Annotated in this window: 28 protein-coding genes; 16 read left to right on the top strand and 12 right to left on the bottom strand. The window is 65.0% G+C overall.

From position 1 onward, the window contains the following. Positions 1 to 32: 32 nt before the first annotated feature. The gene (locus tag ACEN9P_RS03330; protein ID WP_495621075.1) at positions 33 to 908 is read left to right on the top strand and encodes an MBL fold metallo-hydrolase; all 876 of its coding nucleotides are present in this window, start codon (positions 33 to 35) and stop codon (positions 906 to 908) included. A gap of 59 nt (positions 909 to 967) precedes the next feature. Here the strand turns inward: ACEN9P_RS03330 and ACEN9P_RS03325 are convergent, their stop codons facing one another. Next, positions 968 to 1,486 carry a GNAT family N-acetyltransferase gene (locus ACEN9P_RS03325; RefSeq protein WP_495621074.1) on the bottom strand — a complete coding sequence of 173 codons (519 nt, stop codon included), beginning with the start codon at positions 1,484 to 1,486 and terminating at the stop codon, positions 968 to 970. Positions 1,487 to 1,695: 209 nt separating this feature from the next. After that, positions 1,696 to 2,583: a transcriptional regulator GcvA gene (gcvA, locus tag ACEN9P_RS03320; RefSeq protein WP_495622132.1), complete on the bottom strand. Its 888-nt coding sequence runs from the start codon at positions 2,581 to 2,583 to the stop codon at positions 1,696 to 1,698. Positions 2,584 to 2,649: 66 nt separating this feature from the next. On the opposite strand from gcvA, the gene ACEN9P_RS03315 reads away from it, so the two are divergent. After that, the gene (locus ACEN9P_RS03315) at positions 2,650 to 3,783 is read left to right on the top strand and encodes an MFS transporter (protein ID WP_495622131.1); all 1,134 of its coding nucleotides are present in this window, start codon (positions 2,650 to 2,652) and stop codon (positions 3,781 to 3,783) included. Between the two features lie 67 nt (positions 3,784 to 3,850). Here the strand turns inward: ACEN9P_RS03315 and ACEN9P_RS03310 are convergent, their stop codons facing one another. Beyond that, entirely contained in the window at positions 3,851 to 4,396 is a 546-nt protein-coding gene (locus ACEN9P_RS03310) for a PaaI family thioesterase (protein ID WP_495621073.1), read from the bottom strand. A 48-nt stretch (positions 4,397 to 4,444) separates the two neighbouring features. Here ACEN9P_RS03310 and ACEN9P_RS03305 point away from each other — a divergent pair, with 48 nt between their 5' ends. The 4 genes from ACEN9P_RS03305 (at position 4,445) to ACEN9P_RS03290 (ending at position 7,765) form a co-directional block, all read left to right on the top strand. Continuing rightward, positions 4,445 to 4,924, top strand: a complete 480-nt coding sequence (locus ACEN9P_RS03305; protein WP_495621072.1) for a MarR family winged helix-turn-helix transcriptional regulator — start codon at positions 4,445 to 4,447, stop codon at positions 4,922 to 4,924. Beyond that, entirely contained in the window at positions 4,917 to 6,197 is a 1,281-nt protein-coding gene (locus tag ACEN9P_RS03300; RefSeq protein WP_495622130.1) for an MFS transporter, read from the top strand. The genes ACEN9P_RS03305 and ACEN9P_RS03300 overlap by 8 nt, the downstream gene beginning before the upstream one ends. A 26-nt stretch (positions 6,198 to 6,223) precedes the next feature. After that, entirely contained in the window at positions 6,224 to 6,697 is a 474-nt protein-coding gene (locus ACEN9P_RS03295; protein WP_495621071.1) for a MaoC family dehydratase, read from the top strand. Between the two features lie 93 nt (positions 6,698 to 6,790). Continuing rightward, a complete protein-coding gene (locus ACEN9P_RS03290; RefSeq protein ID WP_495621070.1) occupies positions 6,791 to 7,765 on the top strand; it encodes a magnesium and cobalt transport protein CorA in 975 nt (324 codons plus the stop codon). Between the two features lie 112 nt (positions 7,766 to 7,877). On the opposite strand, the gene ACEN9P_RS03285 is transcribed toward ACEN9P_RS03290, so the two are convergent. Next, a complete protein-coding gene (locus tag ACEN9P_RS03285; protein WP_495621069.1) occupies positions 7,878 to 8,558 on the bottom strand; it encodes a DNA-3-methyladenine glycosylase I in 681 nt (226 codons plus the stop codon). 84 nt (positions 8,559 to 8,642) lie between these two features. Between ACEN9P_RS03285 and ACEN9P_RS03280 the strand changes: the two genes are divergently transcribed. Then, positions 8,643 to 9,269 carry a LysE family translocator gene (locus ACEN9P_RS03280; protein WP_495621068.1) on the top strand — a complete coding sequence of 209 codons (627 nt, stop codon included), beginning with the start codon at positions 8,643 to 8,645 and terminating at the stop codon, positions 9,267 to 9,269. Between the two features lie 12 nt (positions 9,270 to 9,281). Here ACEN9P_RS03280 and ACEN9P_RS03275 read toward each other — a convergent pair whose 3' ends face one another. The 7 genes from ACEN9P_RS03275 to ACEN9P_RS03245 all read right to left on the bottom strand — a co-directional run bounded on the left by ACEN9P_RS03275 (position 9,282) and on the right by ACEN9P_RS03245 (position 17,503). Next, positions 9,282 to 9,683, bottom strand: a complete 402-nt coding sequence (locus ACEN9P_RS03275; protein WP_495621067.1) for an SRPBCC family protein — start codon at positions 9,681 to 9,683, stop codon at positions 9,282 to 9,284. A 91-nt stretch (positions 9,684 to 9,774) separates the two neighbouring features. After that, entirely contained in the window at positions 9,775 to 12,093 is a 2,319-nt protein-coding gene (locus ACEN9P_RS03270) for a heavy metal translocating P-type ATPase (RefSeq protein WP_477661924.1), read from the bottom strand. Between the two features lie 256 nt (positions 12,094 to 12,349). Continuing rightward, positions 12,350 to 13,144, bottom strand: a complete 795-nt coding sequence (locus ACEN9P_RS03265; protein WP_477661843.1) for an SDR family NAD(P)-dependent oxidoreductase — start codon at positions 13,142 to 13,144, stop codon at positions 12,350 to 12,352. Further along, positions 13,141 to 13,782: a 2-dehydro-3-deoxy-6-phosphogalactonate aldolase gene (locus ACEN9P_RS03260; RefSeq protein ID WP_477661842.1), complete on the bottom strand. Its 642-nt coding sequence runs from the start codon at positions 13,780 to 13,782 to the stop codon at positions 13,141 to 13,143. Before ACEN9P_RS03260 ends, ACEN9P_RS03265 begins: the two co-directional genes overlap by 4 nt. Before the next feature lie 26 nt (positions 13,783 to 13,808). Beyond that, entirely contained in the window at positions 13,809 to 14,690 is an 882-nt protein-coding gene (locus ACEN9P_RS03255) for a 2-dehydro-3-deoxygalactonokinase (RefSeq protein WP_495621066.1), read from the bottom strand. Further along, the gene (locus ACEN9P_RS03250; RefSeq protein WP_477661840.1) at positions 14,687 to 15,619 is read right to left on the bottom strand and encodes a sugar kinase; all 933 of its coding nucleotides are present in this window, start codon (positions 15,617 to 15,619) and stop codon (positions 14,687 to 14,689) included. Before ACEN9P_RS03250 ends, ACEN9P_RS03255 begins: the two co-directional genes overlap by 4 nt. Positions 15,620 to 15,763: 144 nt before the next feature. Beyond that, the gene (locus tag ACEN9P_RS03245; RefSeq protein WP_477661839.1) at positions 15,764 to 17,503 is read right to left on the bottom strand and encodes an IlvD/Edd family dehydratase; all 1,740 of its coding nucleotides are present in this window, start codon (positions 17,501 to 17,503) and stop codon (positions 15,764 to 15,766) included. A gap of 90 nt (positions 17,504 to 17,593) precedes the next feature. Between ACEN9P_RS03245 and ACEN9P_RS03240 the strand changes: the two genes are divergently transcribed. The 9 genes from ACEN9P_RS03240 (at position 17,594) to ACEN9P_RS03200 (ending at position 26,005) form a co-directional block, all read left to right on the top strand. Further along, positions 17,594 to 18,556, top strand: coding sequence for a 2-hydroxyacid dehydrogenase (locus ACEN9P_RS03240; protein ID WP_477661838.1), 963 nt, complete (start codon positions 17,594 to 17,596; stop codon positions 18,554 to 18,556). Positions 18,557 to 18,707: 151 nt separating this feature from the next. Continuing rightward, positions 18,708 to 20,084: an ABC transporter substrate-binding protein gene (locus ACEN9P_RS03235; RefSeq protein WP_495621065.1), complete on the top strand. Its 1,377-nt coding sequence runs from the start codon at positions 18,708 to 18,710 to the stop codon at positions 20,082 to 20,084. Positions 20,085 to 20,159: 75 nt separating this feature from the next. Then, a complete protein-coding gene (locus tag ACEN9P_RS03230; RefSeq protein ID WP_074577463.1) occupies positions 20,160 to 21,032 on the top strand; it encodes a carbohydrate ABC transporter permease in 873 nt (290 codons plus the stop codon). Beyond that, complete coding sequence (locus ACEN9P_RS03225; RefSeq protein WP_074577461.1) at positions 21,029 to 21,880, top strand: carbohydrate ABC transporter permease; 852 nt, start codon at positions 21,029 to 21,031, stop codon at positions 21,878 to 21,880. Before ACEN9P_RS03230 ends, ACEN9P_RS03225 begins: the two co-directional genes overlap by 4 nt. A gap of 15 nt (positions 21,881 to 21,895) precedes the next feature. Next, entirely contained in the window at positions 21,896 to 22,966 is a 1,071-nt protein-coding gene (locus ACEN9P_RS03220) for an ABC transporter ATP-binding protein (protein ID WP_477661835.1), read from the top strand. A gap of 8 nt (positions 22,967 to 22,974) precedes the next feature. Further along, complete coding sequence (locus ACEN9P_RS03215; protein WP_495621064.1) at positions 22,975 to 23,742, top strand: SDR family oxidoreductase; 768 nt, start codon at positions 22,975 to 22,977, stop codon at positions 23,740 to 23,742. Positions 23,743 to 23,775: 33 nt separating this feature from the next. After that, entirely contained in the window at positions 23,776 to 24,822 is a 1,047-nt protein-coding gene (locus tag ACEN9P_RS03210; protein WP_477661833.1) for an L-idonate 5-dehydrogenase, read from the top strand. A 37-nt stretch (positions 24,823 to 24,859) separates the two neighbouring features. Continuing rightward, a complete protein-coding gene (locus tag ACEN9P_RS03205) occupies positions 24,860 to 25,243 on the top strand; it encodes a cupin domain-containing protein (RefSeq protein WP_413326065.1) in 384 nt (127 codons plus the stop codon). A gap of 9 nt (positions 25,244 to 25,252) precedes the next feature. Continuing rightward, entirely contained in the window at positions 25,253 to 26,005 is a 753-nt protein-coding gene (locus tag ACEN9P_RS03200) for a FadR/GntR family transcriptional regulator (RefSeq protein WP_477661832.1), read from the top strand. 19 nt (positions 26,006 to 26,024) lie between these two features. On the opposite strand, the gene ACEN9P_RS03195 is transcribed toward ACEN9P_RS03200, so the two are convergent. Then, a complete protein-coding gene (locus tag ACEN9P_RS03195; protein ID WP_495621063.1) occupies positions 26,025 to 26,570 on the bottom strand; it encodes a Rossmann-fold NAD(P)-binding domain-containing protein in 546 nt (181 codons plus the stop codon). Positions 26,571 to 26,586: the final 16 nt, after the last annotated feature.

Raw genomic sequence — 26,586 nt, 5'->3', positions numbered from 1 at the left:
GGGTGCGCGCCTTGAATGAAAGAACCCGGTCCATGCAAACCCCGCTCAATCCCCAGGCTTTTTTTGATACCGTGACCGGGACTGTCACCTATGTCGTGGCGGATCGCGGCGCGGGGCAGGCGGCCATCATCGACCCGGTGCTTGGTTATGACTTCAAGTCGGGGCGCACCAGCACGGAGCTGGCTGACCATGTGTTGGCCTATGTGGAGCAACAAGGCCTTCACGTTGAGTGGATTCTGGAAACCCATGCACACGCCGACCATCTGTCGGCAGCCCATTACCTGAAGGCGCACACCGGCGGCAAGATTGCCATTGGCGAACACATACGCGCCGTGCAGTCCACGTTCAAGAAAATCTTCAACCTGGAGCCTCTATTCGCACCGGACGGCAGCCAGTTCGACCACCTGTTCAAGGACGGCGAGACATTCGCGATAGGCGAGGTGGAGATGAGCGCGCTGCACGTGCCCGGGCACACGCCCGCGGACATGGCCTACCTGGCGGGTGACGCGGTGTTTGTGGGTGACACGCTTTTCATGCCCGACGTGGGAACAGCACGCGCGGACTTCCCGGGTGGCGATGCCCGCCAGTTGTACCGCTCCATCCACAAGCTGCTGCAGTTGCCGGCGCAAACCCGGATTTTTGTCTGCCACGACTACCCGCCCGGCGAGCGCATGCCGCAATGGGAAAGCACCGTGGGTGAGCAGCGCAAGGCCAACATCCACGTGCGTGACGGTATTTCTGAGGATGCTTTTGCGGCCATGCGCGCGGCAAGGGATGCCACGCTCGGCGTGCCCACGCTGATTCTTCCCTCCATCCAGGTCAATATCCGCGCGGGCGGCTTGCCGCCGCCTGAGGAAAACGGTGTCAGCTATCTCAAGATTCCGGTCAACGCGTTGGGGGTTGCCTAGTTCCTCATCGATGCGCTGGTACGCTTTGGGCTTTTATTTTTCGGCGGATGCCAGAGCGCCTATGAGGCCAGGATGGCCCAGCGCTCGTGGTCTCGCCAGCGGCCGCCTATCTTCATGTAGCGCGGTGAGTACCCTTCTTGCGTGAACCCGCAGGAGGCGACCAGGGCAATGGAGGCCGTGTTCGCCGGCTGGATATTCGCTTCCAGGCGGTGGAGCTTGAGTGACTTGAACGCGTGGCCCACGACGGCCCGCAGCCCCTGGCGCATGAGGCCTTGGCGCTCATGCCCCGCGAAGGCGTAGTAGCCGAGGTAGCCGCTGCGAAACAGGCCCAGCACGACATTCGTGATGTTGATGACACCCACCAAAGCGTGGGTGTCGCGGCGGCAGATGAGGAAAGCGCAGTTGGCCGGCAAGCCCATGCGTTCGATGTAGGCGCGAAACAGGATCGGTGTGTCGGGCGGAGCCGTCCATGGATGATGAAGCCTGCGGCTGGCGCGTACCGTGGAAAGAAATGCGCGCTCATCGGCAAGGGCGGGGTGGCGAATGTAAATGGCGGCGCTCAATGCAGGTGTATTCATGGGGTGTTGTTGGGATCCGGGTTGTGAATTGGGAAGCGGCATACCTGAAGAATGATGTTGTTCTTGGGTTGGAGCAGGCTGGGACCTCCGTTTCCCCCGGCATTTGCCTCAGTTCGATCTCCAGCAGCCCGCGGATCTGCGCCATTGGAACGTCGTGGCTCGCAGCCTGAGGTCAAAGACGCAGGGAACAAGCGGCGGGCTTGCTGGGCCTATCGTGCGGTTTTCATCTCTTCCATGAGCCATTGCACAAAGCATTCCGTCTCGGGTGTTGCACCCGGTGCGAGGCCAAAGTAGTGGCGGCTCAGCGCCATCCGCAACTCGGGCAAAGGGCAGGTCAACCGTCCCGAAGCGATGTCATGGGCGATCAAGGTGGTCGGCGCCAGCGCGAAACCCAGCCCGTCGACGGCTGCCTGAAGGACAAAATGCAGGTGCTCGAACTGCAGGCAGCTGGCGGGTTCCAGCCCAGGCGCATTCACGTGCTTTTTCCAGTTGCTCCAATCGTTGCCGCGCGATTTCGACAGCAGCAAGACATGGGACGCCAAAGATTGCGGATCGGTGACGGGACGATGGGCGAACAATGCGGGAGATCCAACGACAAGGACCTCGTCCTCCAGGAATGGGCGAATCGGCATCGCCTGCGGCCATCCCTTGGTGCTCCGCCGGATGGCAAGATCGAATGCCTCAGGCGCCTGATCCGGCGCCAGCGTGCTGGTCATCATCTGCAGTTCGATGTCCGGGTGCTTTGCCACGAACCCCGGCAGCCTCGGAATCAGCCAGCGCACGGCGAAAGTAGGCCTGACGTTGACCCTCACTGCGCGCGATGGTGCCCGCGCCCTGAGCGATTGGGCCGCTTCGCCAATTTGATCGAGCGCGGGTCCGGCCTGCGCATGGAACTGATGGCCGGCCGCCGTGAGGTGGACTTGCCGGGTTTTTCGTTCGAACAGGTCCACGCCCAGAAAAGCTTCCAGCGTCTTGATCTGGCGACTGATGGCGCCGTGCGTGACGTGCAATTCAAGGGCCGCACGGGTGAAGCTCAGATGCCGCGCCGCCGCCGCGAAAGCACGGACCGCATTCAACGGAGGTAAGCGGGGCGACATGCGTGTCATTTTCTCACACGTATTGCGCACGAATATCGTTTGTCGGGAGCGGTGGCGTCGCGCACCATGCGGTCCATGAAACAGCCCATTGCCTCTGACCCGGACCGCAACTCACGCCATGCCGCCATGGCGCTCGGGCTGTCACTTCCGGGAGACACGGTGCTCTACCTGCTCTTGCCGATGTTCGCGCCCGCGTTTGGCGTCACCTTGCCCGAAGCGGGCATTCTCCTGGCCGCGAACCGCCTCGTGCGCATTGCCGGTTACGGGATGGTGGCGAAGTTTTATGCCCGTAAGGGCGAGAGGCTCACCTGCTCCCTGGCGGTGATGGCGGCCGCGGTATGCGCGCTGGGTTACGCCACATTCACGGGATTTGTCGCTTTGCTGCTCTTGCGGCTTCTGTGGGGCCTGGCTTTTGCCGCGCTGAACCTGGCCACACAGGCCTTGGCCACCGCCGAACCGGCGGGTGCCGCGCGCCGGGCGGGGCGATCCCGTGCGTTTACGGCCTTGGGGCCCATGCTTGCATTGCCTTTGGGCGGTGCGTGTGCGCTCTGGTTTGGCCCAAGAGTCATATTTTTTGTGTTCGCGGCTGTCGCGGTGGCCGGGCTGCTGGTCACGCGGCAGCTCCCGACCATCCCCCATGGCGAGCCGCCGGCAACAAAAAGGGCCAGGTTCCCGGGCAGCCTCGATACCTGGTCGTTCATTGAAGGCCTGGTGCTGGACGGCCTGTTCATCATCGGTTTGTCTTATCTGGGCCGTGACCTCTTGCCGGGCAATCCGGTCATCGTGGCAGGCCTGCTGCTGTCGGTGCGCTACCTGGCGGAAATTCTCCTGGGTTCTGCCGGCGGCCGCATGGCCGAGAAATACGGCATCGAGGTTCTGCTGGTGGCGCTTTCCGTGCTGACCTCCGCGGCCTTTGTGGGTTTTGGCTTCGGCTGGCTGTGGACGTGTGCACTGGTTATCGTGATTTTGCGTGCCTTGCTGTTGCCGCTATTGCCGGCGCTTGTGGCTCTTCGTACACCGGGACCCGGACGCATACAAGCCCTCGCCACACGCTCGGTCTGGCGCGACATGGGCGCGGGCATTGGCCCCGTGCTTGCCGGCCTGTTGTTACCGGTCGCGCCGGCTGAATGGATTTACGGTGTCTGCGCACTTCTTCTGTCATGCGCGGCCATTGCCTGCCTGAGACCGGGCCGTGACTGAAGGCACGTCGGATATCGCGCCCTGTTTTCAATCCGCCCGGCCTGGCCCGGCGCGCACTTCGCTGGTGCTATTTCTGAGTCACCTCAAACACCAGGCAGGTCGTGGTCGCATGCGCATACAGCTTGCCGTCCGGGCCCACGATGCGGCCCTCGGCGGTGGCCAGCTGGCGGCCGCAGTGGATCACCGTGCCTATGGCGCGCAGCGGCCCGGTCTTGTGCGAGGCGGCGCGCACGATGTTGATGCTCAGTTCGGCCGTGGTGTAGGCCCGGCCCGCGGGCATCATGGTGTGCACGGCGCAGCCCACGGCGGAATCCAGCATCGTGGCGTACCAGCCGCCGTGCACCGTGCCCAGCGGGTTGTAGTGCTTGAGCTGCGGCGTACCCTGGAACACGGCCTTGCCGGGTTCGACCTCGATGAGCGCGAAATCCAGCGTGTCGGCGATGTGGGGGTAGGGCAGCTTGCCGGCCAGCATGGCGCTCATGACTTCCATGCCGGTTTTGCCGGCCACCTCTTCGGGCCGTGCCAGGCCCGGCCTGCCGCCGCCGCCTTCCATGCGGGCGCGCACCGCGGCGCTTTGTTCCATCCATTGAGTCAATGTGTCTTGTGGGGTCATGGTGTCCATAAGTGTTGCATATGCAATAGTTGTAGCTACAATCAAATTATGAACGAGAAAACCCGCCTGTCAACCCAGGCCGAGCTCAAGGTGCAGGGCTGCACCAATTTAAAACTGCGCCAGCTGATGCGTCGCGTGGCGCATCACTACGACCTCGAAATGGCCAAGGTGGGGTTGAAGACCACACAGTATTCCCTGCTGACCTATGTGCTCAAACTCGGTCCCATGCGGCCCGGTGAGCTGGCGCGCGGCATGAAGGTCAGCGCATCGACCCTTACACGCAATCTCAAGCCCTTGATCGACGCGGGCTGGATTGAGCTCACCGCAGGCACCGATGCACGCAGCCGCACCGTGGTGTTGACCGACGCGGGCCGCGCCAAGCGCGAGGAGGCCCGCACGCACTGGAGGGCCGCGCAGGAGCAGCTCAATGCGCTGCTGGGCACCGGGCGCGTGCTGGCCCTGCACAACCTGATCAATGAATCTTTAGAGCTTTTGTCCCCCATCGAATCTGGAGCTGATGATGAGTAATCCCGAGCCTTCCAATCCCGCCGCGACACCGGCTCTGCCACCTGCCGCGCGCCGCATCGCGATGTGGCTGGTGCTGCTGGCCGCCGGCGGCACCTTCGCCCTCACCATGGGCGTGCGCCAGACCATGGGCTTGTTCCTCTCGGCCCTCAACACCTCGACCGCGCTGGGCATAGGCAGCATCAGCCTGGCCTTCGCCTTCGGCCAGCTCTGGTGGGGGTTGACGCAGCCCTTTGCCGGCGCGGTGGCCGACCGCATCGGCACGGGCCGTGTGATCTTTCTGGGTGTGGTACTGGTGGCGATTGGCACCATCATCACGCCACTCATGACCAGTACAGCGGGCTTGATCTTTGCCATCGGCGTGCTCGCCGCGGGCGGTGCGGGCATGGCCGGGCCCTCGGTGCTGATGGCCGCCAGCACGCGCCTGGTGCCGCCGGAAAAGCGCGGCCTGGCGACCGGTATCGTCAATGCGGGAGGCTCTTTCGGCCAGTTCGCGATGGCGCCGATTGCCATTGGCCTTACCGCCGCTGTCGGCTGGGCGAGTGCCATGCAATGGCTGGGCGCGTTGGTGCTGCTGGCGGTGCCGGCGGTGCTGGTACTCAAGGGCAACTCAAATGCACTGGCGGCGCAAGCTGCGGCAGCGTCGGGCACAAAAGCGCTGAGCGCACGCCAGGCCATCAGCCAGGCCATCGCCACGCCCAGTTATCGTTACCTGGCTGCGGGTTTCCTGGTGTGCGGCTTTCATGTGGCGTTTCTTGCCACGCATTTGCCAGGGGTGGTCGCAGCCTGCGGGTTGCCGCCTGAAATCGGCGGCTGGTCGCTGGCGATGATCGGTCTCTTCAACATCGTCGGCAGCCTGGCCATGGGCTGGGCCGTGGGGAAGTGGCGCATGAAGTCCTTGCTGGCCCTGCTGTACGCAACGCGTGGCCTGGCAGTGCTCATCTTCCTGCTCGCGCCCAAGACGCCGGCCGTGATGCTGGTCTTCGCCGCCGTCATGGGCGTGACCTTTCTCTCGACGGTGCCGCCCACGGTGGGCCTGGTCGCCAAGATGTTCGGCACGGCCAATATGGCCATGCTGTTCGGCGTGGTCATGCTGTCGCACCAGGTGGGCGGCTTCCTGGGGGCTTACCTGGGAGGTTATGTGTTCCAGGCCACGGGCAGCTACGATTGGGTCTGGTACATGGACATCGTGCTGGCCGCGGGCGCCGCGCTGGTGAACCTGCCGATACGCGAGGCCTTGCTGCCGCGGCAGATAGCGGCCAAGGCCGCGGTCTGAGTACCTCCCCAAAACGAGAGAAATGCATGGGCAATATTTCTGAAGCAGGCGTTCCGGAACTCCGTTATCTCGACGACCTGAAGGCTGGTGACCGTTTCGTCAGTGGCGAGCATGCTCTCGATGAGGCGCAGATCACCTCGTTCGCCGCGCAGTTTGATCCCCAGCCGTTTCACCTCAGTGATGAAGCCGCCAGGGCCACGCTGTTTGGCGGCCTGGCGGCCAGCGGCTGGCACACGGCGGCCGTCACGATGCGCCTTCTGGTCGGCGGTGGTTTGCCGCTGGCCGGCGGCATCATTGGCGCGGGCGGCGAAATCAGCTGGCCCAAGCCTACGCGTCCCGGCAATGTGCTGCATGTCGAGACCGAAGTGGTGAGCGTGACGCCCTCTGCCTCACGGCCGGACCGTGGCCGGGTCGTGGTGCGCAGCCAGACGATCAACCAGCACGGCGAGGTGCTGCAGCAATCCGTCTACAACCTGGTGGTTCCGCGCCGGCCTGCCTGACGGGGCAAGGGGATACCGCGGCGAGGGCGCAGTTGCGCTTCAGAGCCGCTGTGCCAGAATCCACGCAGGCAGCCAACTTGCGGGAAACATCAGATGCTTATCAATTGTGTGGTCTACCAGAACGGCACCAAGCTCGCCGACATCCCGGTCAGCGAGATCAGCGACTACATCTGCCGGCCCGATGCCTTTGTCTGGGTGGCGCTGCAGGACGCGACGCCGGAAGAGCTCGAGGAAATGCAGCACGAGTTCAGCCTGCATGAACTGGCGGTCGAGGACGCCCGGCACGGCCACCAGAGACCCAAGATAGAGGAGTACGGCGCCTCGCTGTTTTCGGTGCTGCACCTGGTGGAGCGCTCCACCGACAAGCCGGGCGAGCTTCACGTCGGCGAGGTCGACGTGTTCACCGGAAAAAATTATGTGCTCTCCGTGCGCAACCGCAGCAACAAGGGTTTCCTGGGCGTGCGCGAACGCTGCGAGCGCGAGCCCGAGCTGCTGCGCCACGGTTCGGGTTTTGTGCTGTATGCCCTGATGGATGCGGTGGTTGACCGCTACTTTCCCATCCTCGACGACCTCGAGACCGAGCTGGAGCTGATCGAGAAGGAAATCTTCACGCCCGGCGCCGCGCGCAAGAACATCGAGCGGCTCTACGAACTCAAAGGCAGCGTGATGATCCTCAAGCATGCGGTCGCGCCGTTGCTCGAAGGCGCCAGCAAGCTCCACGGCGGCCGGGTGCCGCAGATCTGCAGCGGCGTGCAGGATTATTTCCGCGATGTGGTCGACCATTTGTCGCGCATCAATGCGCTGATCGAAAACATGCGCGACACGATAGGCACCGCCATCCAGGTCAATCTGGCGATGGTCACCATCGAGGAAAGCGAAGTGACCAAGAAGCTCGCGGCCTGGGCCAGTATTTTTGCGGTCTGCACCGCCTTTGCCGGCATCTGGGGCATGAACTTTGAAGCCATGCCCGAGCTCAAGTGGCGCTACGGCTACCCCATGGCCATCAGCATGATTGTGGTGGCCTGCTCGTTGCTCTACTGGCGCTTCAAGCGCGCACGCTGGCTGTAGAGCCACTCAAAAATCCTCCTGGCGTTGTTGCGTCGCCTTGCCGTGCTGGTGCACTGTCTGCGGCGACGCGCCTAGCCAGGACCGCTTCGCTGGATTTGTGAGCGGCTCTAAGTTACAACACGCGCGGCGGGGTAAAAACCTTGCGCGCCGCCAGCGCGGCCTTGCGGCTGGCGCAACCCTCAAGGTGATCGTTGACCAGTCCCATGGCCTGCATAAAGGCATACATGGTGGTCGGCCCCACAAAAGTCCAGCCGCGTTTTTTGAGGTCCTTGGACAGTGCGGTGGAGGCCGGCGAGGTCGGCATGGCCTTGACGGCCTCATGCGTGATGCGCGCGGGCCGGCTCTTGGCCTCGGGCTCCAGCCGCCAGACAAAAGCGCCCAGTGAACCGAACTCTTTTCGCAGCTCGATCACACGCTGCGCATTGTTGATGGTCGAGGCGATCTTGCCCGCATGGCGGACTATGCCCGCGTCGTTGAGCAGGCGCTTGATATCGCGCGCGCCGAAGCGCGCCACCTGCTCGGCGTCGAAGTTGGCGAATGCGCTGCGAAAGGCTTCGCGCTTGTTCAAAATTGTCAGCCAGCTCAGGCCGGCCTGGAAGCCCTCGAGGCAGATTTTTTCAAACAGCCGGCGTTCGTCGTCCACCGGGAAACCCCATTCGCTGTCGTGGTAGTTGCGGTAGAGGGGCGTTGCCTGGCACCAGGCGCAACGCGTGGTGCGGCTATCGTCGGTGAAAAGGCCCGCGGCGGGCGATGCGGCAACCGCGGGGGGCTTGGGTGGGGTGGCTAAAGGCATGGGCGATTTTAGGCAGATGCGGGCGGGCGGCGCTATCATGAAACCCAATCCCTTCATTGACCCGCCACTTCGGAAACACCCATCATGTCCCTCCAGCTCTGGCTCGCATTCGTCGCTGCAACCGCCGTCCTGCTCATCATCCCGGGCCCCACCATTCTCACCGTCATCAGCTACTCCATGGCGCACGGCAGGCGGGCCAATATTCCACTGGTCGCCGCCGTGGCGCTCGGTGATTCCACGGCACTGGTGGTCTCGCTGTTCGGCCTGGGCGCCTTGCTCGCGGCCTCGGCTTTCTGGTTCACCGTGGTCAAATTGGCGGGCGGCCTCTACCTGCTGTACCTGGGCATCAAGCTGTTGCGTGCCGGCATCTCGCCCATGCAGGCGACAGCACCCGAGGCGCCGGGCTCCTTGTGGAAGCTGTTCGGCAACACCTACCTGGTCACAGCGCTCAATCCCAAGGGCATTGTGTTTTTTGTGGCCTTTTTGCCCCAGTTCATCAACCCGGGCGCCGACGTGGCGCGCCAGCTCTGGATACTGGCCACCACCTTCGTGGTGATGGCCGGCCTCAATGCCACGCTGTATGCGGTGTTTGCCGCCTCGGCGCGCACGCTGCTGGCTTCGCCGCGCGCGCAGCGGCGGTTTAATTTCGCGGGTGGTTCGCTGCTGTCCGCGGCCGGCGTCTGGGCTTTGCTGGCCAAGCGGCCGGCCTGAGCTCGCCCGGCTTCAGGTGGCCGGCGTGCCGAGCGTGCGCTGCATCACCGCCCCGCCCTGGGTCATCATCATGTCGATGTAGCTCCCCAGCGCATCCGGCAGCACGTCGGTGATCCAGACGAAACGGGTCCGGTTTTCACCCTCGGCAAACAGTTGCGCCGATGCATGGTGGTGGCTGGCCTTGCCGCCGACCACCGTGTAGCTGAGGCGATGCGCCGCCTCATGGAGGCCTACCAGTACTTCACGCGCGACCATGCCATTGGCAAAGGTCACGGTGCGGCTGCCTTCGCCGGGCTGGCAATCGACCACAAAGCCCGGCGCCAGGCGCCGGTGCACCGCGTTGAAGTCGCGCAGCGCATCCCAGACACTGTCTATGCCGGCGTCGACGATGAATTCCTTGTAGATCGTGGCCATGGTGTCTCCAGTCTGGCTGGCGCCGGGCGGGCGCCTTGTCATCGCAGCATAGCCATCAAACCGGACGGAGACAGCCCTGATTAGGCGGCGTTTACAAACGTTTTCCACGCAGCCTCAACGCATTGCTGATCACCGACACCGAACTCAGGCTCATCGCCAGAGCCGCGATCATGGGCGACAGCAGCCAGCCGGTGAGGGGAAAGAGCAGGCCCGCGGCCAGCGGTACACCGAGCGCGTTGTAGACAAAGGCAAAGCCGAGGTTCTGCTTCATATTGGCGATCGTCGCTTCCGAGATTCTCCGGGCCTGCGCGATGCCGCGCAAATCACCCTTGACCAGCGTGATCTGGGCGCTGTTCATGGCCACGTCGGTGCCCGTGCCCATGGCGATGCCCACATTGGCCTGCGCCAGAGCCGGGGCGTCGTTGATGCCGTCGCCGGCCATGGCGACGGTATGGCCTTCATCTTGCAGGCGCTTGACCAGCGCCAGCTTGTCGGCCGGCTGCACGCCGCCATGCACCTCGTCAATGCCCAGCCGGCCGGCGATGGCCTTGGCGGTGGTCAGGCCGTCGCCGGTAGCCATGATCACGCGCAGGCCGGCGGCTTTGAGCGCCGCCAGGGCTTCGGGCGTACTGGCTTTGACCGGGTCGGCCACGGCGAGCAGGCCGGCAAGCCGGCCGTCGACCGCGAGGTGCATCACGCTGGCGCCCTCGGCACGCAAGGCTTCCGCTTGGGGCAGCAGCGCATCCACCGCCACACCGGCCTGTGCCATCAACGCGGTATTGCCGAGCGCGAGCAGCCGGCCGGCCACACGCCCGCTGACGCCTATGCCGCTGGCCGACTCGAAGTTCTCGGCCGGGTCCAGGGGCAGACCGCGTTCGCGCGCCGCCGCCACAACGGCGTCGGCCAGCGGGTGTTCGCTGCCCTGGTCCAGGCTGGCGGCCAGCCGCAACACTTCGTCGGCGCTGAACCCGGCGGCGGGAACCGCGCGGTCGAACGCCGGCTTGCCGGCCGTCAGCGTGCCGGTCTTGTCGACGATCAGCACGTCGACGGTGCGCAGGTGTTCAATTGCCGCCGCGTCGCGAAAAAGAATGCCCTGGCCGGCCGCCTTGCCGGTGGCGACCATGATGGACATCGGCGTGGCCAGGCCCAGAGCGCAGGGGCAGGCGATGATGAGCACCGCCACCGCGTTGATCAGGCCGTAGACCCAGCTCGGCTGTGGGCCGAAAAATCCCCAGCCCAGAAAAGTCAGCACGGCCACGGCCACCACGGCCAGCACAAACCAGCCGGCCACCTGGTCGGCCATGCGCTGCAGGGGCGCCTTGGAGCGTTGGGCCTGCGCCACCATCTGCACGATTTGCGACAGCATGGTTTGCGCGCCGACGCGCTCGGAGCGCATCACCAGGGCGCCGCTGGTGTTGAGCGTGGCGCCTATCAGCTTGTCGCCGGGGCGTTTGCTCACGGGCAGAGGCTCGCCGGTCAGCATGGATTCATCGACCGCGCTGCCGCCTTCGGTGACGACGCCGTCGACCGGCACCTTCTCACCGGGGCGCACGCGCAGGCTGTCGCCCACGTGCACATGGGTCAGCGGCACGTCTTCCTCGCTGCCGTCGGCCTTGATGCGCCGCGCGGTTTTGGGCGCCAGGCCTAAAAGCGATTTGATCGCAGCGGAGGTCTGCGAACGCGCCTTCAGCTCCAGCATCTGGCCGAGCAGCGTCAGCGAGATGATCACGTCCGCGGCTTCAAAGTAGACCGCCACACGGCCCATGGAAACAAACGAATCCGGGAACACCCCGGGCGCGAGAGCGGCAACCACGCTGTAGGCAAAAGCGGCGCCCGTGCCCAGGCTGATCAGGGTCCACATATTGGGGCTGCGGTGGGCCACCGATTGCGCGCCGCGCACAAAGAAGGGCCAGCCTGCCCACAGCACGACCGGCAGGCTCAGCACCAGCTCTATCCAGCTCTGCACGGCCATGTTGAACCAGCCGAGCTGGTGGCCGAACATGGCCAGTACCGTGACCACCACGCTGAGCGGCAAGGTCCACCAGAAACGGCGGGTGAAGGATTTGAGCTCCGGATTCTCATCGTCATCCAGACTGGGCATGACGGGCTCCAGTGTCATACCGCAGATCGGGCAGTTACCTGGATGGTCCTGCCGGATTTCCGGGTGCATGGGGCAGGTGTAAAGGGTTTCGCCACCCTGGCCCATATCAGGCTCGCGCGCCGCAGCGGGCGTGGGTGCCGCCTTGGGCGCACCGGCGTAGGCCGCCGGGTCGGCTGAGAATTTGGCCAGGCAGCCGGCGCTGCAGAAGTAGTAAGGCCTTCCCTCGTGCTCAAGGTGGTGCGCGGACGCCGTGCTGACGTTCATGCCGCAGACGGGATCCTTCAGCCCGGCTGGTGCCGCGGGCGGCATGTGGCCTGTGCCGTGTACGCCTCCCGGCGCGGCGTGGTGTGTGTGATTCATGGCGGGTTTCCTTTTCCATTCTGCAGACCTGGACCAGGCCCACGGACAAGCGTAGACCTTCCCCCCGTGGGAAGGTCAAGCCTCATGGATGTGAGGGGTATTTGCCATGGGCGGCGAGAGGGATCTTCAAGGCCTGCCGTGGTGGAGGACCTGATCCATATCAACCGAAGGCGTAAAACCGGCACGCCTGCGCGTGCATGCCGGGCTACACGGGCACGGTGTAGTTCAAAGTCATGCGTCCACCGTCTACCACCACGATCTCGCCGGTGATGTAGCTGGACGCATCGCTGGCCAGGTAGGCCACGGTGTCGGCGATCTCTGAGGGTTCGCCCAGGCGCTTCATGGGTGTGCGGCTCATGATCTTGGCTTTGGCCTCGTCGCTGGTCAGCACGGCCCTGGCGGCCAGCTCGGTGGCGATGGTGCCGGGCGCGACGGCATTGACGCGCACGCCCTGGCCAGCCAGTGACAGTGCCATCACGCGCGTGAGCTGGTTGATGCCGCCCTTGCTGACGTTGTAGCTGGCGATCGTGGGAATCGCGAGCACGCCGTTGACCGAACTCATGTTGACGATGCTGCCCTTGCCGGCGGCCGCCATCACGCGCGCCACGGCCTGGCCCACCAGGAAAGAGCCCTTGAGGTTGATGCGCAGCACGGCGTCGAAGTCGGCTTCCGTCACCTCGAGGAATTCGGCCGCCCTGAAGATGCCGGCGTTGTTGACGAGCACGTCGATGCGGCCGTGTGCGGCCACGGTTTGCGCGACCAGCGCATCGACCTGGGCCTTGTCGCCCACGTCGCAATGCACATAGAGGCCGCCCAGCTCCTTGGCCAGCGCCGCGCCGCGCGCGTCGTCTATGTCGGCAATCACCACATGGGCGGCCTCACGCGCAAAGCGACGCGCGCAGGCCTCGCCTATGCCTTGGGCACCGCCGGTGACGATGCAGACGCGGCCGGCCAGGCCAAAGGAGATGGTGGATGCAGGCGCGGACGTGGGGATGTTCATGCCCGCATGCTACCCGTGTAGGCTGCGATGAAGTTTTTTGCGCTGTCGGCCACCTGGGCGGCCGTCATGCCGGGTTTGTACAGTGCCGAGCCTATGCCGAAGCCGCTGGCGCCTGCCGCGAGGTAGGCGCCCATATTGGCCGGCGTGACGCCGCCCACCGGCATGACAGGGACCGTCGCCGGCAGCACGGCGCGCAAGGCCTTCACCACGGCCGGCGTGATCATCTCGGCCGGGAACAGCTTGAGGCCGGTGGCACCCGCTTCAAGCGCGCCAAAGGCCTCGCTGGGGGTGATCACGCCGGGCAGGCAGACCATGCCCAGGCGCGCGGCTTCGCGCACCACGGCCGGGTTGAAGTTGGGCGAGACGATGAGCTGGCCGCCCGCGGCCTGCACATTGCGCACGTCTTCGGGCGTCAGCACCGTGCCCGCGCCTATCAAGGCCTCGGGGTAGGCGCTCGCCATGGCGGCGATGCTCTCCAGCGGCTGCGGCGAGTTGAGCGGGATCTCGATCAGCGTCCAGCCCGTGGAGACCAGCGCCTGGCCCACGGGCAGGGCCTCTGCCGGCGTGAGCCCGCGCAAGATGGCGACCAGGGGGAGGGTGGCCAGGGCTTGGGAAAATTTGAGGTGTGCGGTGTTCATGGTGTTCTATCAATGGGTTCGCGGGGTCAGCCCAGCGTGTCGGCAATCGCGCGCAGGCCGCGCCAGGTGGCGCCCGCGCCCACGCGCTGGACGGGCACACCGAGCTGGGCCAGCGCCTGTTCGTAGCGGGCCGTGAGCGCTTCGGCGCCCATGACCACCACGGGCTCGCCGCGCGGCAGCGTTTGCGACTTGAGTTCTTCGCCTATGACCAGGCCCGAGAGGTAGCTGGGCAGGGCTGCGGTATCCATGCGGTTGAACAGCGACAGCGTGCGCGTGCTGAAAGCCGTGTTCAGCAGGCCGGGGCCGGCCAGCGCATGGGCCACGCCCCGGTCAAAGGCGGCGCTGTCCAGCGCGGGTTCGTCCTCCGGCAGCATGCGCGCGAGTATGGAATGGCGGCGCAGCAGGGCATACAGCTCGCCGGTCATCCAGGTCGAAAAATCCTTCACCTTGCGGTCCGTCACGCTCACCCATTTGCTGTGCGTGCCGGGCAGCACCAGCCGGGCATGGTTGAGGCCCAGCAACTGCAGGGCGCCGAAGACCTGCGTTTCCTCGCCGCGCATCACGTCGGGCACGCCGGCCTTGTCAATGCTCAGGCCGGGCACGATGGCGATGCGGCCCGGCTCCACCCACTCAAGCGCGGCGGCAATCGCGTCAAAGCCCGCGGGGCAGGCGCAGTAGGGCGCTTCGCGCCAGCCCTGCTTGCTGCCGGCCATGCCGGAGATCAGGCACAGCGTGCCGGGCGTCATCCAGTCGCCGAAGCAGCCTTGAAAAACCTCGGGAAAACTGCCGGCCTCCACTGTCAGGATGCCGCGCGGGAAGGCGCGTTCTTCCAGCGCCGCGCCATCCGCGCCCAGCAGCGCGCCGCGCAGCGACGAGCTGCCCCAGTCGACGGCCAGCAGGCGGCTCACAGCAGGGCCCTGACCTGTTCGGGGCGCGGCAGCGGCGCCACGGCGCCATAGCCCTGCACCGTGAGGGCGGCCGCCGCATTGGCGTAGCGTGTGGCGTCGAACACCGTGTCGCCCTGGGCGATGCGTGCCAGCAGGTTGCCGCAAAAGCAGTCGCCCGCGCCGGTGGCATCCACCAGCTTGACGCGGTGCACGGGCACGCGTTCGCGCCGCGTGCCGTCGCTGACCAGCGCGCCCTCGCCGCCCAGCTTGAGCACCACGGTTTTGGCGCCCAGGCCGTGGCCCCAGTCCACCACCTGGTCGGGGTCCGTCATGCCGTTGAGGGTGGTGATGTCTTCCAGGCTGGGCAGGAAGATGTCGCACAGCGACACGGCGTGGCGGGTGCATGCCAGCGCGCGGTCCAGCGGCCAGAGCTTGAGCCGCAGGTTGGAGTCAAACGAGACAAGCGTGCCGGCCTCTTTGGCGATCTTCATCGCGGCGAAGGCCGTGTCGCAGGCGCTTGCGGAAATCGCCAGCGAGATGCCCGAGACATGCAGCACCCTGGCCTGGCGCACCGCCTCGGCCGCGCCGGCCTCCCGCAGCCAGGCCGGTGTCATGCGGCTGGCGGCGGAGCCCGCGCGCAGGTAGCTGAACTCATGCCCCTTGGGGCCGTGGGTGACGAAGTAAAGGCCGGTGCTGGCCTCGCTGTCCTGCTGGACGGCTTGCGTGGAGACGTTTTCGGCGGCCCACAAGGCCATCAGCGACTGGCCGAAAGTGTCGCCGCCCAGGCGGGTCAGGTAGGCGGTGCTGGCGCCGGCGCGCGCGGCGGCGATCACGGCATTGCTGGTGTCGCCGCCAAAGCCCTGCAGGTAGTTGGGCTGGCCGGCGCTGGTCTGGTTGAACTCCACCATGGCTTCGCCGAGCGCGACGACATCGAATTTTCTGGCTTGCATTGGGTTTCCTGGCTTCTTGCGCCGTCTTCGGGCATCCCGGCGCGGGGCTTTTCAGGGAAGAAAAACCGGGAAAAGCAGGCCGCGCCTCAAACCACTATGGTACCCGCCGCCTGCGCGCGGCCCGGTACCCGCCTTGTACCCGGCTCAGTGGTTATCGCGCGGCACAAAAGCGCCGCGCTTGCCGACCAGGAAATCCAGGTCCACGCCTTCATCGGCCTGCAGCACATGGTCGATGTAGAGCTTCCAGTAGCCCGAATTCAGCGGTGGCTGGGGCGGCGTCCAGCCGGCCATGCGTTTTGCCAGCTCCTCGTCGCTCACATGCAGGTGCAGGCGGCGATTCGGCACGTCGAGCTCGATGATGTCGCCGTTCTGCACCAGGGCTAGCGGGCCGCCGGCGGCGGCTTCGGGCGCGGTGTGCAGCACCACGGTGCCGTAGGCCGTGCCGCTCATGCGCGCATCGCTGATGCGCACCATGTCGGTAATGCCCTTGCGCAGCACCTTGGGCGGCAGCGGCATGTTGCCGACCTCGGCCATGCCGGGATAGCCCTTGGGCCCGCAGTTCTTGAGCACCATCACGCAGTTTTCATCGATGTCCAGATTCTCGTCGTCAATGCGCGCGTGGAAGTCTTCAATGGTTTCAAACACCACGGCCCGGCCCTTGTGCACCATGAGCGCGGGCGTAGCCGCGCTGGGCTTGATGACGGCGCCGCGCGGCGACAGGTTGCCGCGCAGCACGGCGATGCCGGCCTTGTCCTTGAAGGGCGCGGACAGCGGCTTGATCACCTCGGTGTTGAAGTTTTCCGCGTCGGCGATGTTTTCACCAATGGTCTTGCCGTTGGCGGTGATGGCGCCGGTATGCAGGTGCTGCGCGATTTCCTTCATGACCACCGGCAGGCCGCCGGCGTAGCAGAAGTCTTCCATCAGGTATTTTCCCGAGGGCTGCAGGTTGACCAGGCAGGGCAGCTCGCTGGCGAGACGGTCGAAGTCGTCCACCGTGAGCTCCACGCCTATGCGCCTGGCGATCGCGATCAGGTGGATGACCGCGTTGGTCGAGCCGCCAATCGCCGCCAATGTCTTGATGGCGTTTTCAAACGCCTGGCGCGTGAGGATTTTCGACAGCGTGAGGTCTTCATGCACCATCTCGACGGCGCGGCGGCCGGCCATGCGGGCCAGCACATTGCGCCTGCCGTCGACCGCGGGGTAGGCGGCGTTGCCCGGCAGGCCTATGCCCAGCGCTTCGACCATGCTGGCCATGGTCGAGGCCGTGCCCATGGTCATGCAGTGGCCGTGGCTGCGGTGCATGCAGCTCTCGGCTTCGAAAAATTCCTGGAGTTTCAGGGTGCCGGCGCGCACCTGCTCGCTCATGCTCCAGACGCCGGTGCCCGAGCCCAGCTCCTGGCCGCGCCATTTGCCGCTCAGCATGGGGCCGCCGCTGACGCCCACCGTGGGCAGGTCCACGCTGGAGGCGCCCATGACGAGGGCGGGGGTGGTCTTGTCGCAGCCCATCAGCAGCACCACGCCGTCGATCGGGTTGCCGCGTATGCTTTCTTCCACGTCCATGCTGGCCAGGTTGCGGTACAGCATGGCGGTGGGGCGCAGCAGGGTTTCACCCAGCGACATCACCGGGAACTCGAGCGGGAAGCCGCCGGCCTCGTAGACGCCTATCTTGACCTGCTCGGCAATCGTGCGGAAATGCGAGTTGCAGGGCGTCAGTTCGCTGAAGGTGTTGCAGATGCCGATGACCGGCCGGCCGTCGAACTGGTCGTGCGGAACGCCCTTGCCCTTGACCCAGCTGCGGTAGGCAAAGCCGTCGCGGTCCTGGCGGCCGAACCACTGCTGGCTGCGGAGTTCGTGGGCGGGTTTTTTCTTGGGTGGTGTGCTCATGCGGGAAAGTCCTTAATTCGTCAAACATATTATCGTCATACCATTGACCTGACTATCTTAGTGAAAACCATGACCGCAGGAGCCCGCCCCGTGTCCGTCCCGTCCAGCCGCCCGCACATCCTCACCGTCGCCAAGCTCCCGCCCTTCCTGATGGAGCCGCTGCAGGCGGCTTATGAGGTCCATGACAGGCTGCATGAGAGCGATCCCGCGGCCTTTGCCAAGGTCGCGCCGCTGGTGCGCGGCATCGCCGGGGGTGGGGAGTCCAAGGTTCCGCGCTCGTTGATGGACCAGTTGCCCGCGCTGGAAATCGTTTCCATCATGGGGGTGGGTTATGACGGCGTGGACGTCGCCGCCGCGCTGCAGCGGCGCGTTCCGGTTACCCACACGCCCGGCGTGCTCAACGACGAGGTGGCGGACCTGGCCATTGGCCTGATGCTGTCGGTGGCGCGGCGCATCCCGCTGGCGGACCGTTATGTGCGTGCCGGGCGCTGGGCCAAGGAAGGGCCCATGCCGCTGGCGCGCAAGGTCTCGGGCGCGCGCCTGGGCATCGTCGGCCTGGGCCGCATAGGCCAGGCCATCGCGAGCCGGGCCGAGGCCTTCGGCATGTCGATTGCGTACACCGGCCGCAGCGCCAAGGCGGAACTCGCTTACACCTTTTACCCCACGGCACAGGCGCTGGCCGCGCAGGTGGATTTCCTCATCGTGATCACGCCGGGCGGCGCCGGCACGCACCACCTGATCAATGCCGAAGTGCTCAAGGCCCTGGGGCCTGAGGGCTACCTGATCAATGTGGCGCGCGGTTCGGTGGTCGACGAGGCGGCTTTGGTTGATGCGCTGCAGCGGGGCGTGATCGCCGGCGCGGCGCTCGATGTGTTCGAAAAAGAGCCGCACCCCAGCGAGGCGCTCTGGTCCATGGAGAACGTGGTGCTGACGCCGCACATGGCCAGCGGCACGGTGCAGACGCGCCACGCCATGGCCAAACTGGCTGTCGACAACCTGCGCGCGCATTTTGCCGGGCAAGCCCTCTTTACCCCGGTGCCGGAATGGCATTGAATCCATCCTGGGCTTGGTTCCGGGGCAGGAATGCTCCGGGTTTTCCATAAAAGACCAGGGGGTTAATCATCATATGATAACAATGCGTCCAAGAGCGCATGGCGACGAGTTTTTGCAGTTCAACAACCCACCCGCAGAGGAGACAAGACAAATGAGACTCAAGACAATCCTGGCCGCCGCGATGGTCGCGGCCGGCCTCATATCGGCGGGGCAGGCCTCCGCCCAGGAAAAGCTCACCGTCTGGTGGGTCAAGGGCTTTTACAAAGCCGAAGACGATGCGCTCTTCGCCGCGATCAAGAAGTACGAGGAAAAACACAAGGGCGTGAAGGTCGAGCTTTCGCAGTACCCGGTGCAGGACATGATCCCGAAAACCGTCGCGGCGCTCGACTCCGGCAGCCCGCCCGACGTGGCCTATGCCGACGTCTATGACTTCCAGGTCGCCGGCAAGTGGGCCTTCGACGGCAAGCTTGAAGACATCAGCAGCGTGATCAACCCCATGCGCGCGCGTTTTGCGCCCAACACGGTGGAGACCGCCTTCCTCTACAACGACGCCACCAAGACCCGGGCCTATTACGCCTTCCCGACGAAGCAGCAGACCATGCACATCGAGTACTGGGTGGACATGCTCAATGAGGCCGGCTTCAAGGAATCCGACATTCCCACGGCCTGGAAGGACTACTGGTCCTTCTGGTGCGACAAGGTGCAGCCCGCGCACCGCCAGAAAACCGGCAACCGTACTTTCGGCATAGGCCAGCCGCTGGGCGTGGATTCCAGCGACTCCTTCTATTCCTTCCTGACCTTTATGGACGCCTACAACGTCAAGCTGGTGAGCGATAGCGGCAAGCTGCTGGTCGACGATCCGCAGGTGCGTGCGGGCCTGATCAGCGCACTGACGGACTACACCCAGCCCTACGCCAAGGGCTGCACGCCGCCTTCGTCCACCAGCTGGAAGGACCCGGACAACAACGTCGCCTTCCACAACAAGACCACCATCCTGACCCATAACGCGACGATCTCCATCGCCGCGAAATGGCTGGACGACATGAACAACGCGTCGCTCAAGCCGGAGGACCGCGAGACCGCGAAAAAGAACTACACCGAGCGCATTCGCACGGCGGGCTTCCCGAACAAGCCCGACGGCAGCAAGATGGTGTACCGCGCCGCTGTCAAGGTGGGTGTGGTGTTCAACCAGGCCAAGAACAAGGCCCGCGCCAAGGAGTTCGTGTCCTTCCTGATGCAGGAAGAGAACCTCACGCCTTATGTGGAAGGCTCGCTGGGCCGCTGGTTCCCGGTGACCAAGACCGCGCAGCAGCGTCCGTTCTGGAAAGCCGACGCGCACAGGCTGTCGGTCTACAACCAGTTCACCGCCGGAACCGTCAACTTCGAGTTCACCAAGAACTACAAGTTCACCATCCTGAACAACGAGAACGTCTGGGCCAAGGCGGCCAACCGCGTGATCAATGAAAAGATGCCGGTGGACAAGGCCGTTGACGAAATGATCGCCCGCATCAAGACCGTGGCGAACTGAGCGCTGACCGACTGAAGAAAGCCGCGCCGCCCGCCCCGATTTCCGGGGTGGCGGCGCGCGTCAACAAAGCAAAGCATGAGCACTGCAACCATCCAACAGGCCGCCCCTTCGGTGCGCGCCGAGCGCGCCGCCATGACTTCGTGGGAGAAGTGGGGACTCGCGCTGGTCGTTCCCTACCTGCTGATCTTCCTGGTTTTCGTGATCTACCCCGTGGGCTACGGCCTGTGGCTGGCACGCCATCCGGACAGCTATGTCAGGCTGTTTGCCGACCCGATCTTTTTCCGCTCGCTGATCAACACGGTGGTGTTCATCGTCGTGGCGGTGAACCTCAAGATGGTGGTGGCGCTGTTCCTGTCGGGATTTTTCCTGAACACACGCTGGTGGATCAAGGCGCTGTCGGTGATTTTTATCCTGCCCTGGGCCGTGCCCTCGATCCCGACCATTCTGTCGATGCGCTTCATGCTCAACCCCGAGTGGGGCGTCATCAACACCCTGATTTTCAAGGCCACGGGCATAGACGGCCCCAACTGGCTCAATGACCCGACGCTGGCGCTGTCTTTCTCTATGCTGGCGCACATCTGGAAGTCTTTGCCCTTCTGGACGCTGATCCTGCTGGCAGGACGCATGGCCATACCGGCCGAGCAGTATGAAGCGGCCTCGGTGGACGGCGCCACGGTCTGGCAGAAATTCCGCTTCATTACCTGGCCGTCCATGCGCTCGCTGTACCTGACCTCGACCATCCTGTCCATGATCTGGACGCTGGGCGACTTCAACAGCGTCTACCTGCTGACAGGCGGCGGGCCGGCCGACCTCACGCACGTGCTGGCCACGCTGGGCATCCGCTACCTGCGCCTGGACCAGGTCGACCTGTCCCTGGCCTCCATCGTCGTGGCCCTGCCCCTGGTGCTGCCGCTGGTGTATTTCATGATGAAAAGGTTGTCCAAATGAGCCGCGTCACACTGCGTTCAGTCACCCGGGAGGCCAGGCTGCTGCTGGTCGGCATCCCGGTCCTGCTGTGGACGCTGATCCCGATCTACCACATGGTGCTGTTCGCGATCTCGCCGCGCAACGAAGCCACGACGGGGCGGCTCTGGCCCAAAAAACCCACACTGGACAATTTCGAGACGGTGTTCTGGCAAAAGCATTTTTACCTCGACCACTTCTGGGTGCAACTGGGCAACTCGCTGGTGATCGCGCTGTCGGTGGGGGTGCTGACACTGGTGGTTTCCACCACCGCGGCCTTTGCCATCAGCCGGCTCAAGGTGCGCGGCGGCCGCACGGTGATGAACATGGCGCTGTTCACCTACTTCATCCCCGCCGCGTTCCTGGCCGTTCCCATGTACAAGACCATGGGCAACTACGGCATGCTGAACCACCAGTGGTCGCTGATCCTGGCCATGGTGACCATCGCTTCGCCCTATTGCATCTGGGTGCTCAAGCAGGCCTCCGACAAGCTGCCTTACGAGCTTGATGAGGCAGCCCGCATGGACGGCGCCACGGCCATGCAGCTGTTCCGGCTGGTCTACCTGCCGCTGATGGTGCCCTCGCTGGTGGCGGTCGGCACCTATGCGCTGCTGCTGGCCTGGAACGAATACCTCTACGCCTTCCTGCTGCTGTCCAGGGACACCAGCGTGACGCTGGCGGTGGCACTGGGCAATTTCCTCGCCGCCGACGACTCGCCGTGGGAACTGCTGATGGCCACCGGCCTGATTTACGCGCTGCCTCCGGCGGCAATTTATTACGCTTTCAAACGCTATATGGTGTCGGGCCTCACAGCCGGTGCCGTGAAAAGTTGACCCGGGAAATACCACATGGCTTCTGTATCGTTTCGCAATATTGAAAAGGCCTTCGGCAAGGTCAAGATCATTCACGGCATCAGCTTTGACATCTCCGACGGCGAATTTGTCGTGCTGGTGGGGCCCTCGGGTTGCGGCAAGTCCACGCTGCTGCGCATGCTGGCCGGGCTGGAGGAAATCAGCGGTGGCGAGATGTCGATCGACGGCAAGGTCATCAACGAACTCGACTCCAAGGACCGCGACATCGCGATGGTGTTCCAGAGCTATGCGCTTTATCCGCACATGACGGTGCGCGACAACATGGCTTTCAGCCTGAAGCTGCGCAAGGCCGATGCCGAACTCACCAACAAGCGCGTGGGCGACGCCGCCCGCATCCTGAACCTGGACCCTCTACTGGACCGCTTCCCGCGTGAGCTCTCGGGCGGGCAGCGCCAGCGCGTGGCCATGGGGCGGGCCATCGTGCGCGACCCCAAGGTCTTCCTGTTCGACGAGCCGCTGTCCAACCTGGACGCCAAGCTGCGCGTGGCCATGCGCGCCGAAATCAAGGCCCTGCACCAGCGCCTGAAAACCACCACGGTCTACGTCACGCACGACCAGATCGAGGCCATGACCATGGCCGACCGCATCGTGGTCATGCACGACGGCATCATCGAGCAGATAGGCACGCCGCTGGAGCTGTTTGACCGGCCCGGCAACCTGTTTGTCGCGCAATTCATAGGCTCGCCCGCCATGAACGTCCTCAAGGGCGTTTTGCGCAAGGAGGGCGGCCGTGCCTGGGTCGAAGCCGAGGGCCACCAGTGGCCCATAGGCCAGATTGCCCAGGCGCAGGACGGCCAGCCCGTGCACTACGGCGTGCGGCCCGGCGATCTGTCGCTGTCCGCCACGGGGCAGGGCATTCCGGCCAAGGTCATTGTGGTCGAGCCCACCGGCGCCGAGACCGAGTTGCTGCTCGAGGTGGGTGGCGCCAAGGTCATCGTGGTGATGCATGGCCGCACGGCGGTGCGCCCGGACGACATCGTGCACCTGGACATCGCGGCCGGCAAGACCCATGTGTTTGACGATGCCAGCGGCGTTCGCCTGGATTGAGTCCATCCATGGTTGTGAACTCTTTCAGGCTTGACGGGCGCCTTGCGCTGGTGACCGGCTCTTCGGGCGGCATTGGTTTCGCGTTGGCGCGCGGCCTGGGGCAGGCGGGAGCCACCCTGGTGCTCAACGGCCGCGATGGCGCCAAGCTGGAGCGCGCAGCCGGCGTGCTGCGCGAGGAGGGCCTGGCGGTCCACACACGCGGTTTTGATGTCACCGATGCCGCTTCGGTGCAGGCGGCGGTGGAGGACATCGAAGGCACGCTGGGCGGCATAGACATCCTCGTCAACAACGCCGGCATGCAAAGGCGCATGGCCCTGCAGGATTTCCCCGCGCAGGACTGGCATGAGCTGATGCGTACCAATGTCGACAGCGTCTTTTTTGTCGGGCAGGCGGTCGCCCGGAAAATGATCACGCGCGGCAAGGGCAAGATCATCAACATCTGCTCGGTGCAGAGCGAGTTGGGGCGTCCCAACATCGCGCCCTATATGGCCAGCAAGGGCGCGGTCAAGATGCTGACCAAGGGCATGGCGATCGACTGGGGGCCCTACGGCATCCAGGTCAACGGCCTCGGGCCCGGCTACTTCAAGACCGAACTCACGGAAAAACTGGTGGCCGACGAACAGTTCAGCGCCTGGCTCACGGGGCGCACGCCCAGCAGGCGCTGGGGCGAGGTGGCCGAGCTGGCCGGCGCGGCCGTGTTTCTGGCCAGCGATGCCTCCAGCTTTGTCAATGGCCATGTTTTATATGTCGACGGCGGGGTGACGGCGACTTTGTGACGCCGCCGTCCCGCGCAACCAGGGAGAAACATCATGCGTGGACTTGTCTGTCATGCGCCCTTAGACCTGCGCCTTGACGCGCTGGATACCGAAACCCTGGGCCCGCAGCAGCTGCGTGTGCGGGTGGCCTACGGCGGCATTTGCGGCTCCGACCTGCATTATTTTCAGCACGGCGGCTTCGGCACGGTGCGTATCAAGGAGCCCATGGTGCTGGGCCATGAGGTGTCGGGCGTGGTCGAGGCCGTGGGCAGCGAGGTCAGCGGCCTGCGCGCCGGCCAGCGCATCGCGATTTCGCCCTCGCGGCCTTGCGGCGCCTGCCGCTTCTGCCAGCAGGGCCTGCACAACCACTGCATGGACATGCGGTTTTACGGCAGCGCGATGCGCTTTCCGCACATCCAGGGCGCTTTCCGCGAAACCCTGGTTATCGAGGCCGCCCAGGCGCATCCCGTGGCCGACGACCTGCCGCTGTCCGAGGCCGCGTTGGCCGAGCCTTTGTCGGTGGGCCTGCACGCGATTTCGCGGGCCGGCTCGGTGTTCGGCAAACAGGTGCTGGTCACCGGCTGCGGCCCCATAGGCGCCTTGCTGATCGCCGGCCTGCGCCGCGCTGGCGCGGCCCGCATCGTGGCGGCCGATATCGCCGAGCTTCCCCTGGCCTGCGCCAAAAAAATGGGCGCCGACCAGACCATCAACCTGGCCCAGGAGCCGGACGGCCTGGCGGCCTTTGCCGCCGGCAAGGGGCAGTTCGACGTGATGTTCGAGGCCTCGGGCAATGAAAAAGCCCTGGTCGCCGGCCTGGATGTGGTGGCGCCGCGCGGCGTCATCGTGACGGTGGGCCTGGGCGGCCATGTCTCGCTGCCGCTCAACACCCTGGTCGCCAAGGAGCTGGAGCTGCGCGGCACCTTCCGCTTTCACCCCGAATTCGCCGTGGCGGTGGCTTTCCTGAACCAGCGCCTGATAGACGGCCGGCCCGTCATCACCGACATCGTCGCCTTCGAGCAGGCCACGCATGCCTTTACACTCGCCGGCGACAAGCGCCAATCCATGAAGGTGCAGATCGCCTTTGGCGGCGAAACTTCATGAGGCGCCCGCTTTTCACAGCCATTCACCGGAGTCCTTTGTGACCGTTTTTTCCAAAGTCATTCTTTACACCGATACCGATGGCCGGGCCAGATTCCGCGAAGAGGCCGTCCCGCTGGGTGAAGGTTCACCGCAGGCCATGCTGTCCGAAGTGTTCGCTTCGGGCGGCTACCAGTTGCGCCACAGCCCTTTGGGCTTTCGCAGCCAGTTCCATTGCACGCCGAATCCGCAGTGGGTGTTCATCCTGGGCGGCGAGATGGAAATCGGCCTGCAGGGCGGGGTCTCGCGCATCTTCAAGCCGGGCCAGCATTTCTACTCGGCCGACGTGCTGCCGGCCGGCGCCACCTTCGACCCGGCCCTGCACGGCCACTGGAGCCGCCAGGTGGGGCCGGACCCGCTGGTCACGCTGTTTGTGCGGGGCTGAAAGCACGCCATGGCCACCATGAAAAACGTCCACGGCAACACGGTAGACCATATCGGTGAAGCCATCGTCGCGGGCCGTTATGCCGCCGGCATGTCCATGCCGCCGGAGCCGGTGCTCTGCGAGGAACTGGGCGTGAGCCGCACGGTGGTGCGCGAAGCGGTCAAGTCGTTGATCGCCAAGGGCCTTGTCACCACCGGCCCCAAGGTCGGTACCCGTGTGCTGACCGAGGAGCACTGGAACTGGTTCGACCCCGACGTCATCGCCTGGAAGGCCAAGGCCGGCATCACACCCGAATTTTTGCGTGACTTGCTGGAGCTGCGGCGCCTGGTGGAGCCCGCCGCCGTGCGCATGGCCGCCGAGCGCGCCACCGCGCAAGAGATTGCCGAGATCGAGGACGCCTATGCCGGCATGAAGCGCGCCGTGGAAGGCGGCGGCGACTACGTCACCTACGACCTGCGTTTTCACCAGGGCCTGCTGCGCTCCGCGCACAACCGCATGCTGATCCAGATGAGCAAGGCGCTGAGTGCCTTGCTGCGCACCAGCTTTGAAATTTCCACCATCCGCAAGGACGGCCCCAAACGCTCTTTGCCGCTGCACCGGGCGGTGCTGGACGCGGTGATCGCCCGCAACCCGGCCAAGGCCGAAAAAGCGATTCTGGTATTGATCGACGGCGCGCACGAGGATATCGAGCTGGTGCTCGGCTCGCGGCGGCGGCTGCCTAAATTGAGTAATCCGGCCAAGCAGCTTAAAGCGGCGGCCTGAGCGTCTTTTTCTTAGCGTCTTAGCGGCGCTGCATGTCGCCGGACAGAATCACGTGGTGTCCCTGGCGAACCGCCACTTCTTCAACCAGCGTGCGCGCAACGCTGTCCGCCGAAATGGACTGGTAGTTCAGCGGTATCACGCGGCTGAGGCGTTTTGAAAGATTGATCGCCAGTTCTTCACCGCCGCGCAAGGGCTGGCCCAGCGACTCCCGGTCGCCCGCCAGAAAAGACGGCCGCACCACCACCAGCGTGGCAAAACCCAGCTGCGAGAGCGCCTGCTCGGCCTCGCCCTTGACGCGGGTGTAAAAGAGTATGGAATGCGGGTCGGCGCCCATGGCGCTGACCAGGCCCAGGCGCGTGGCGCCGGCATCGCGGCCGGCACGGGCCACGGCCAGCACGGCGTCGAAATCCACCGCCCTGAAGGCCGCGCGGCTGCCTGCCGTCTTGATGGTGGTTCCCAGCGCGATGAAGACATCGTCCACCGGCGGCGCCTTGAAACCGGAAAAAGAATCGACCAGGTGCACGGCCAGCCGGCTGTCATGCCGGGCCGGTGCGCGGCGGCCCACGCAGTGGACCGCCGAA

It is taken from the genome of Polaromonas sp. Polasp52 (assembly GCF_059491565.1).
Note: the sequence above shows the minus strand (reverse complement) of the source record. Positions and strands in the feature narration are given on the sequence as shown.

Excerpts from the sequence above, each read along its gene's own strand:
- ACEN9P_RS03285 (WP_495621069.1), bottom strand. The coding sequence starts at position 8,558 with ATGCCTTTAGCCACCCCACCCAAGCCCCCCGCGGTTGCCGCATCGCCC.
- ACEN9P_RS03225 (WP_074577461.1), top strand. The coding sequence starts at position 21,029 with ATGAGCCGCGTCACACTGCGTTCAGTCACCCGGGAGGCCAGGCTGCTG.
- ACEN9P_RS03235 (WP_495621065.1), top strand. The coding sequence starts at position 18,708 with ATGAGACTCAAGACAATCCTGGCCGCCGCGATGGTCGCGGCCGGCCTC.
- ACEN9P_RS03265 (WP_477661843.1), bottom strand. The coding sequence starts at position 13,144 with ATGAACATCCCCACGTCCGCGCCTGCATCCACCATCTCCTTTGGCCTG.
- ACEN9P_RS03290 (WP_495621070.1), top strand. The coding sequence starts at position 6,791 with ATGCTTATCAATTGTGTGGTCTACCAGAACGGCACCAAGCTCGCCGAC.
- ACEN9P_RS03230 (WP_074577463.1), top strand. The coding sequence starts at position 20,160 with ATGAGCACTGCAACCATCCAACAGGCCGCCCCTTCGGTGCGCGCCGAG.
- ACEN9P_RS03280 (WP_495621068.1), top strand. The coding sequence starts at position 8,643 with ATGTCCCTCCAGCTCTGGCTCGCATTCGTCGCTGCAACCGCCGTCCTG.
- gcvA (WP_495622132.1), bottom strand. The coding sequence starts at position 2,583 with ATGTCGCCCCGCTTACCTCCGTTGAATGCGGTCCGTGCTTTCGCGGCG.
- ACEN9P_RS03275 (WP_495621067.1), bottom strand. The coding sequence starts at position 9,683 with ATGGCCACGATCTACAAGGAATTCATCGTCGACGCCGGCATAGACAGT.
- ACEN9P_RS03250 (WP_477661840.1), bottom strand. The coding sequence starts at position 15,619 with ATGCAAGCCAGAAAATTCGATGTCGTCGCGCTCGGCGAAGCCATGGTG.
- ACEN9P_RS03330 (WP_495621075.1), top strand. The coding sequence starts at position 33 with ATGCAAACCCCGCTCAATCCCCAGGCTTTTTTTGATACCGTGACCGGG.
- ACEN9P_RS03310 (WP_495621073.1), bottom strand. The coding sequence starts at position 4,396 with ATGACCCCACAAGACACATTGACTCAATGGATGGAACAAAGCGCCGCG.
- ACEN9P_RS03210 (WP_477661833.1), top strand. The coding sequence starts at position 23,776 with ATGCGTGGACTTGTCTGTCATGCGCCCTTAGACCTGCGCCTTGACGCG.
- ACEN9P_RS03315 (WP_495622131.1), top strand. The coding sequence starts at position 2,650 with ATGCGGTCCATGAAACAGCCCATTGCCTCTGACCCGGACCGCAACTCA.
- ACEN9P_RS03305 (WP_495621072.1), top strand. The coding sequence starts at position 4,445 with ATGAACGAGAAAACCCGCCTGTCAACCCAGGCCGAGCTCAAGGTGCAG.
- ACEN9P_RS03200 (WP_477661832.1), top strand. The coding sequence starts at position 25,253 with ATGGCCACCATGAAAAACGTCCACGGCAACACGGTAGACCATATCGGT.
- ACEN9P_RS03220 (WP_477661835.1), top strand. The coding sequence starts at position 21,896 with ATGGCTTCTGTATCGTTTCGCAATATTGAAAAGGCCTTCGGCAAGGTC.
- ACEN9P_RS03295 (WP_495621071.1), top strand. The coding sequence starts at position 6,224 with ATGGGCAATATTTCTGAAGCAGGCGTTCCGGAACTCCGTTATCTCGAC.
- ACEN9P_RS03325 (WP_495621074.1), bottom strand. The coding sequence starts at position 1,486 with ATGAATACACCTGCATTGAGCGCCGCCATTTACATTCGCCACCCCGCC.
- ACEN9P_RS03245 (WP_477661839.1), bottom strand. The coding sequence starts at position 17,503 with ATGAGCACACCACCCAAGAAAAAACCCGCCCACGAACTCCGCAGCCAG.
- ACEN9P_RS03215 (WP_495621064.1), top strand. The coding sequence starts at position 22,975 with ATGGTTGTGAACTCTTTCAGGCTTGACGGGCGCCTTGCGCTGGTGACC.
- ACEN9P_RS03300 (WP_495622130.1), top strand. The coding sequence starts at position 4,917 with ATGAGTAATCCCGAGCCTTCCAATCCCGCCGCGACACCGGCTCTGCCA.
- ACEN9P_RS03270 (WP_477661924.1), bottom strand. The coding sequence starts at position 12,093 with ATGCCGCCCGCGGCACCAGCCGGGCTGAAGGATCCCGTCTGCGGCATG.
- ACEN9P_RS03260 (WP_477661842.1), bottom strand. The coding sequence starts at position 13,782 with ATGAACACCGCACACCTCAAATTTTCCCAAGCCCTGGCCACCCTCCCC.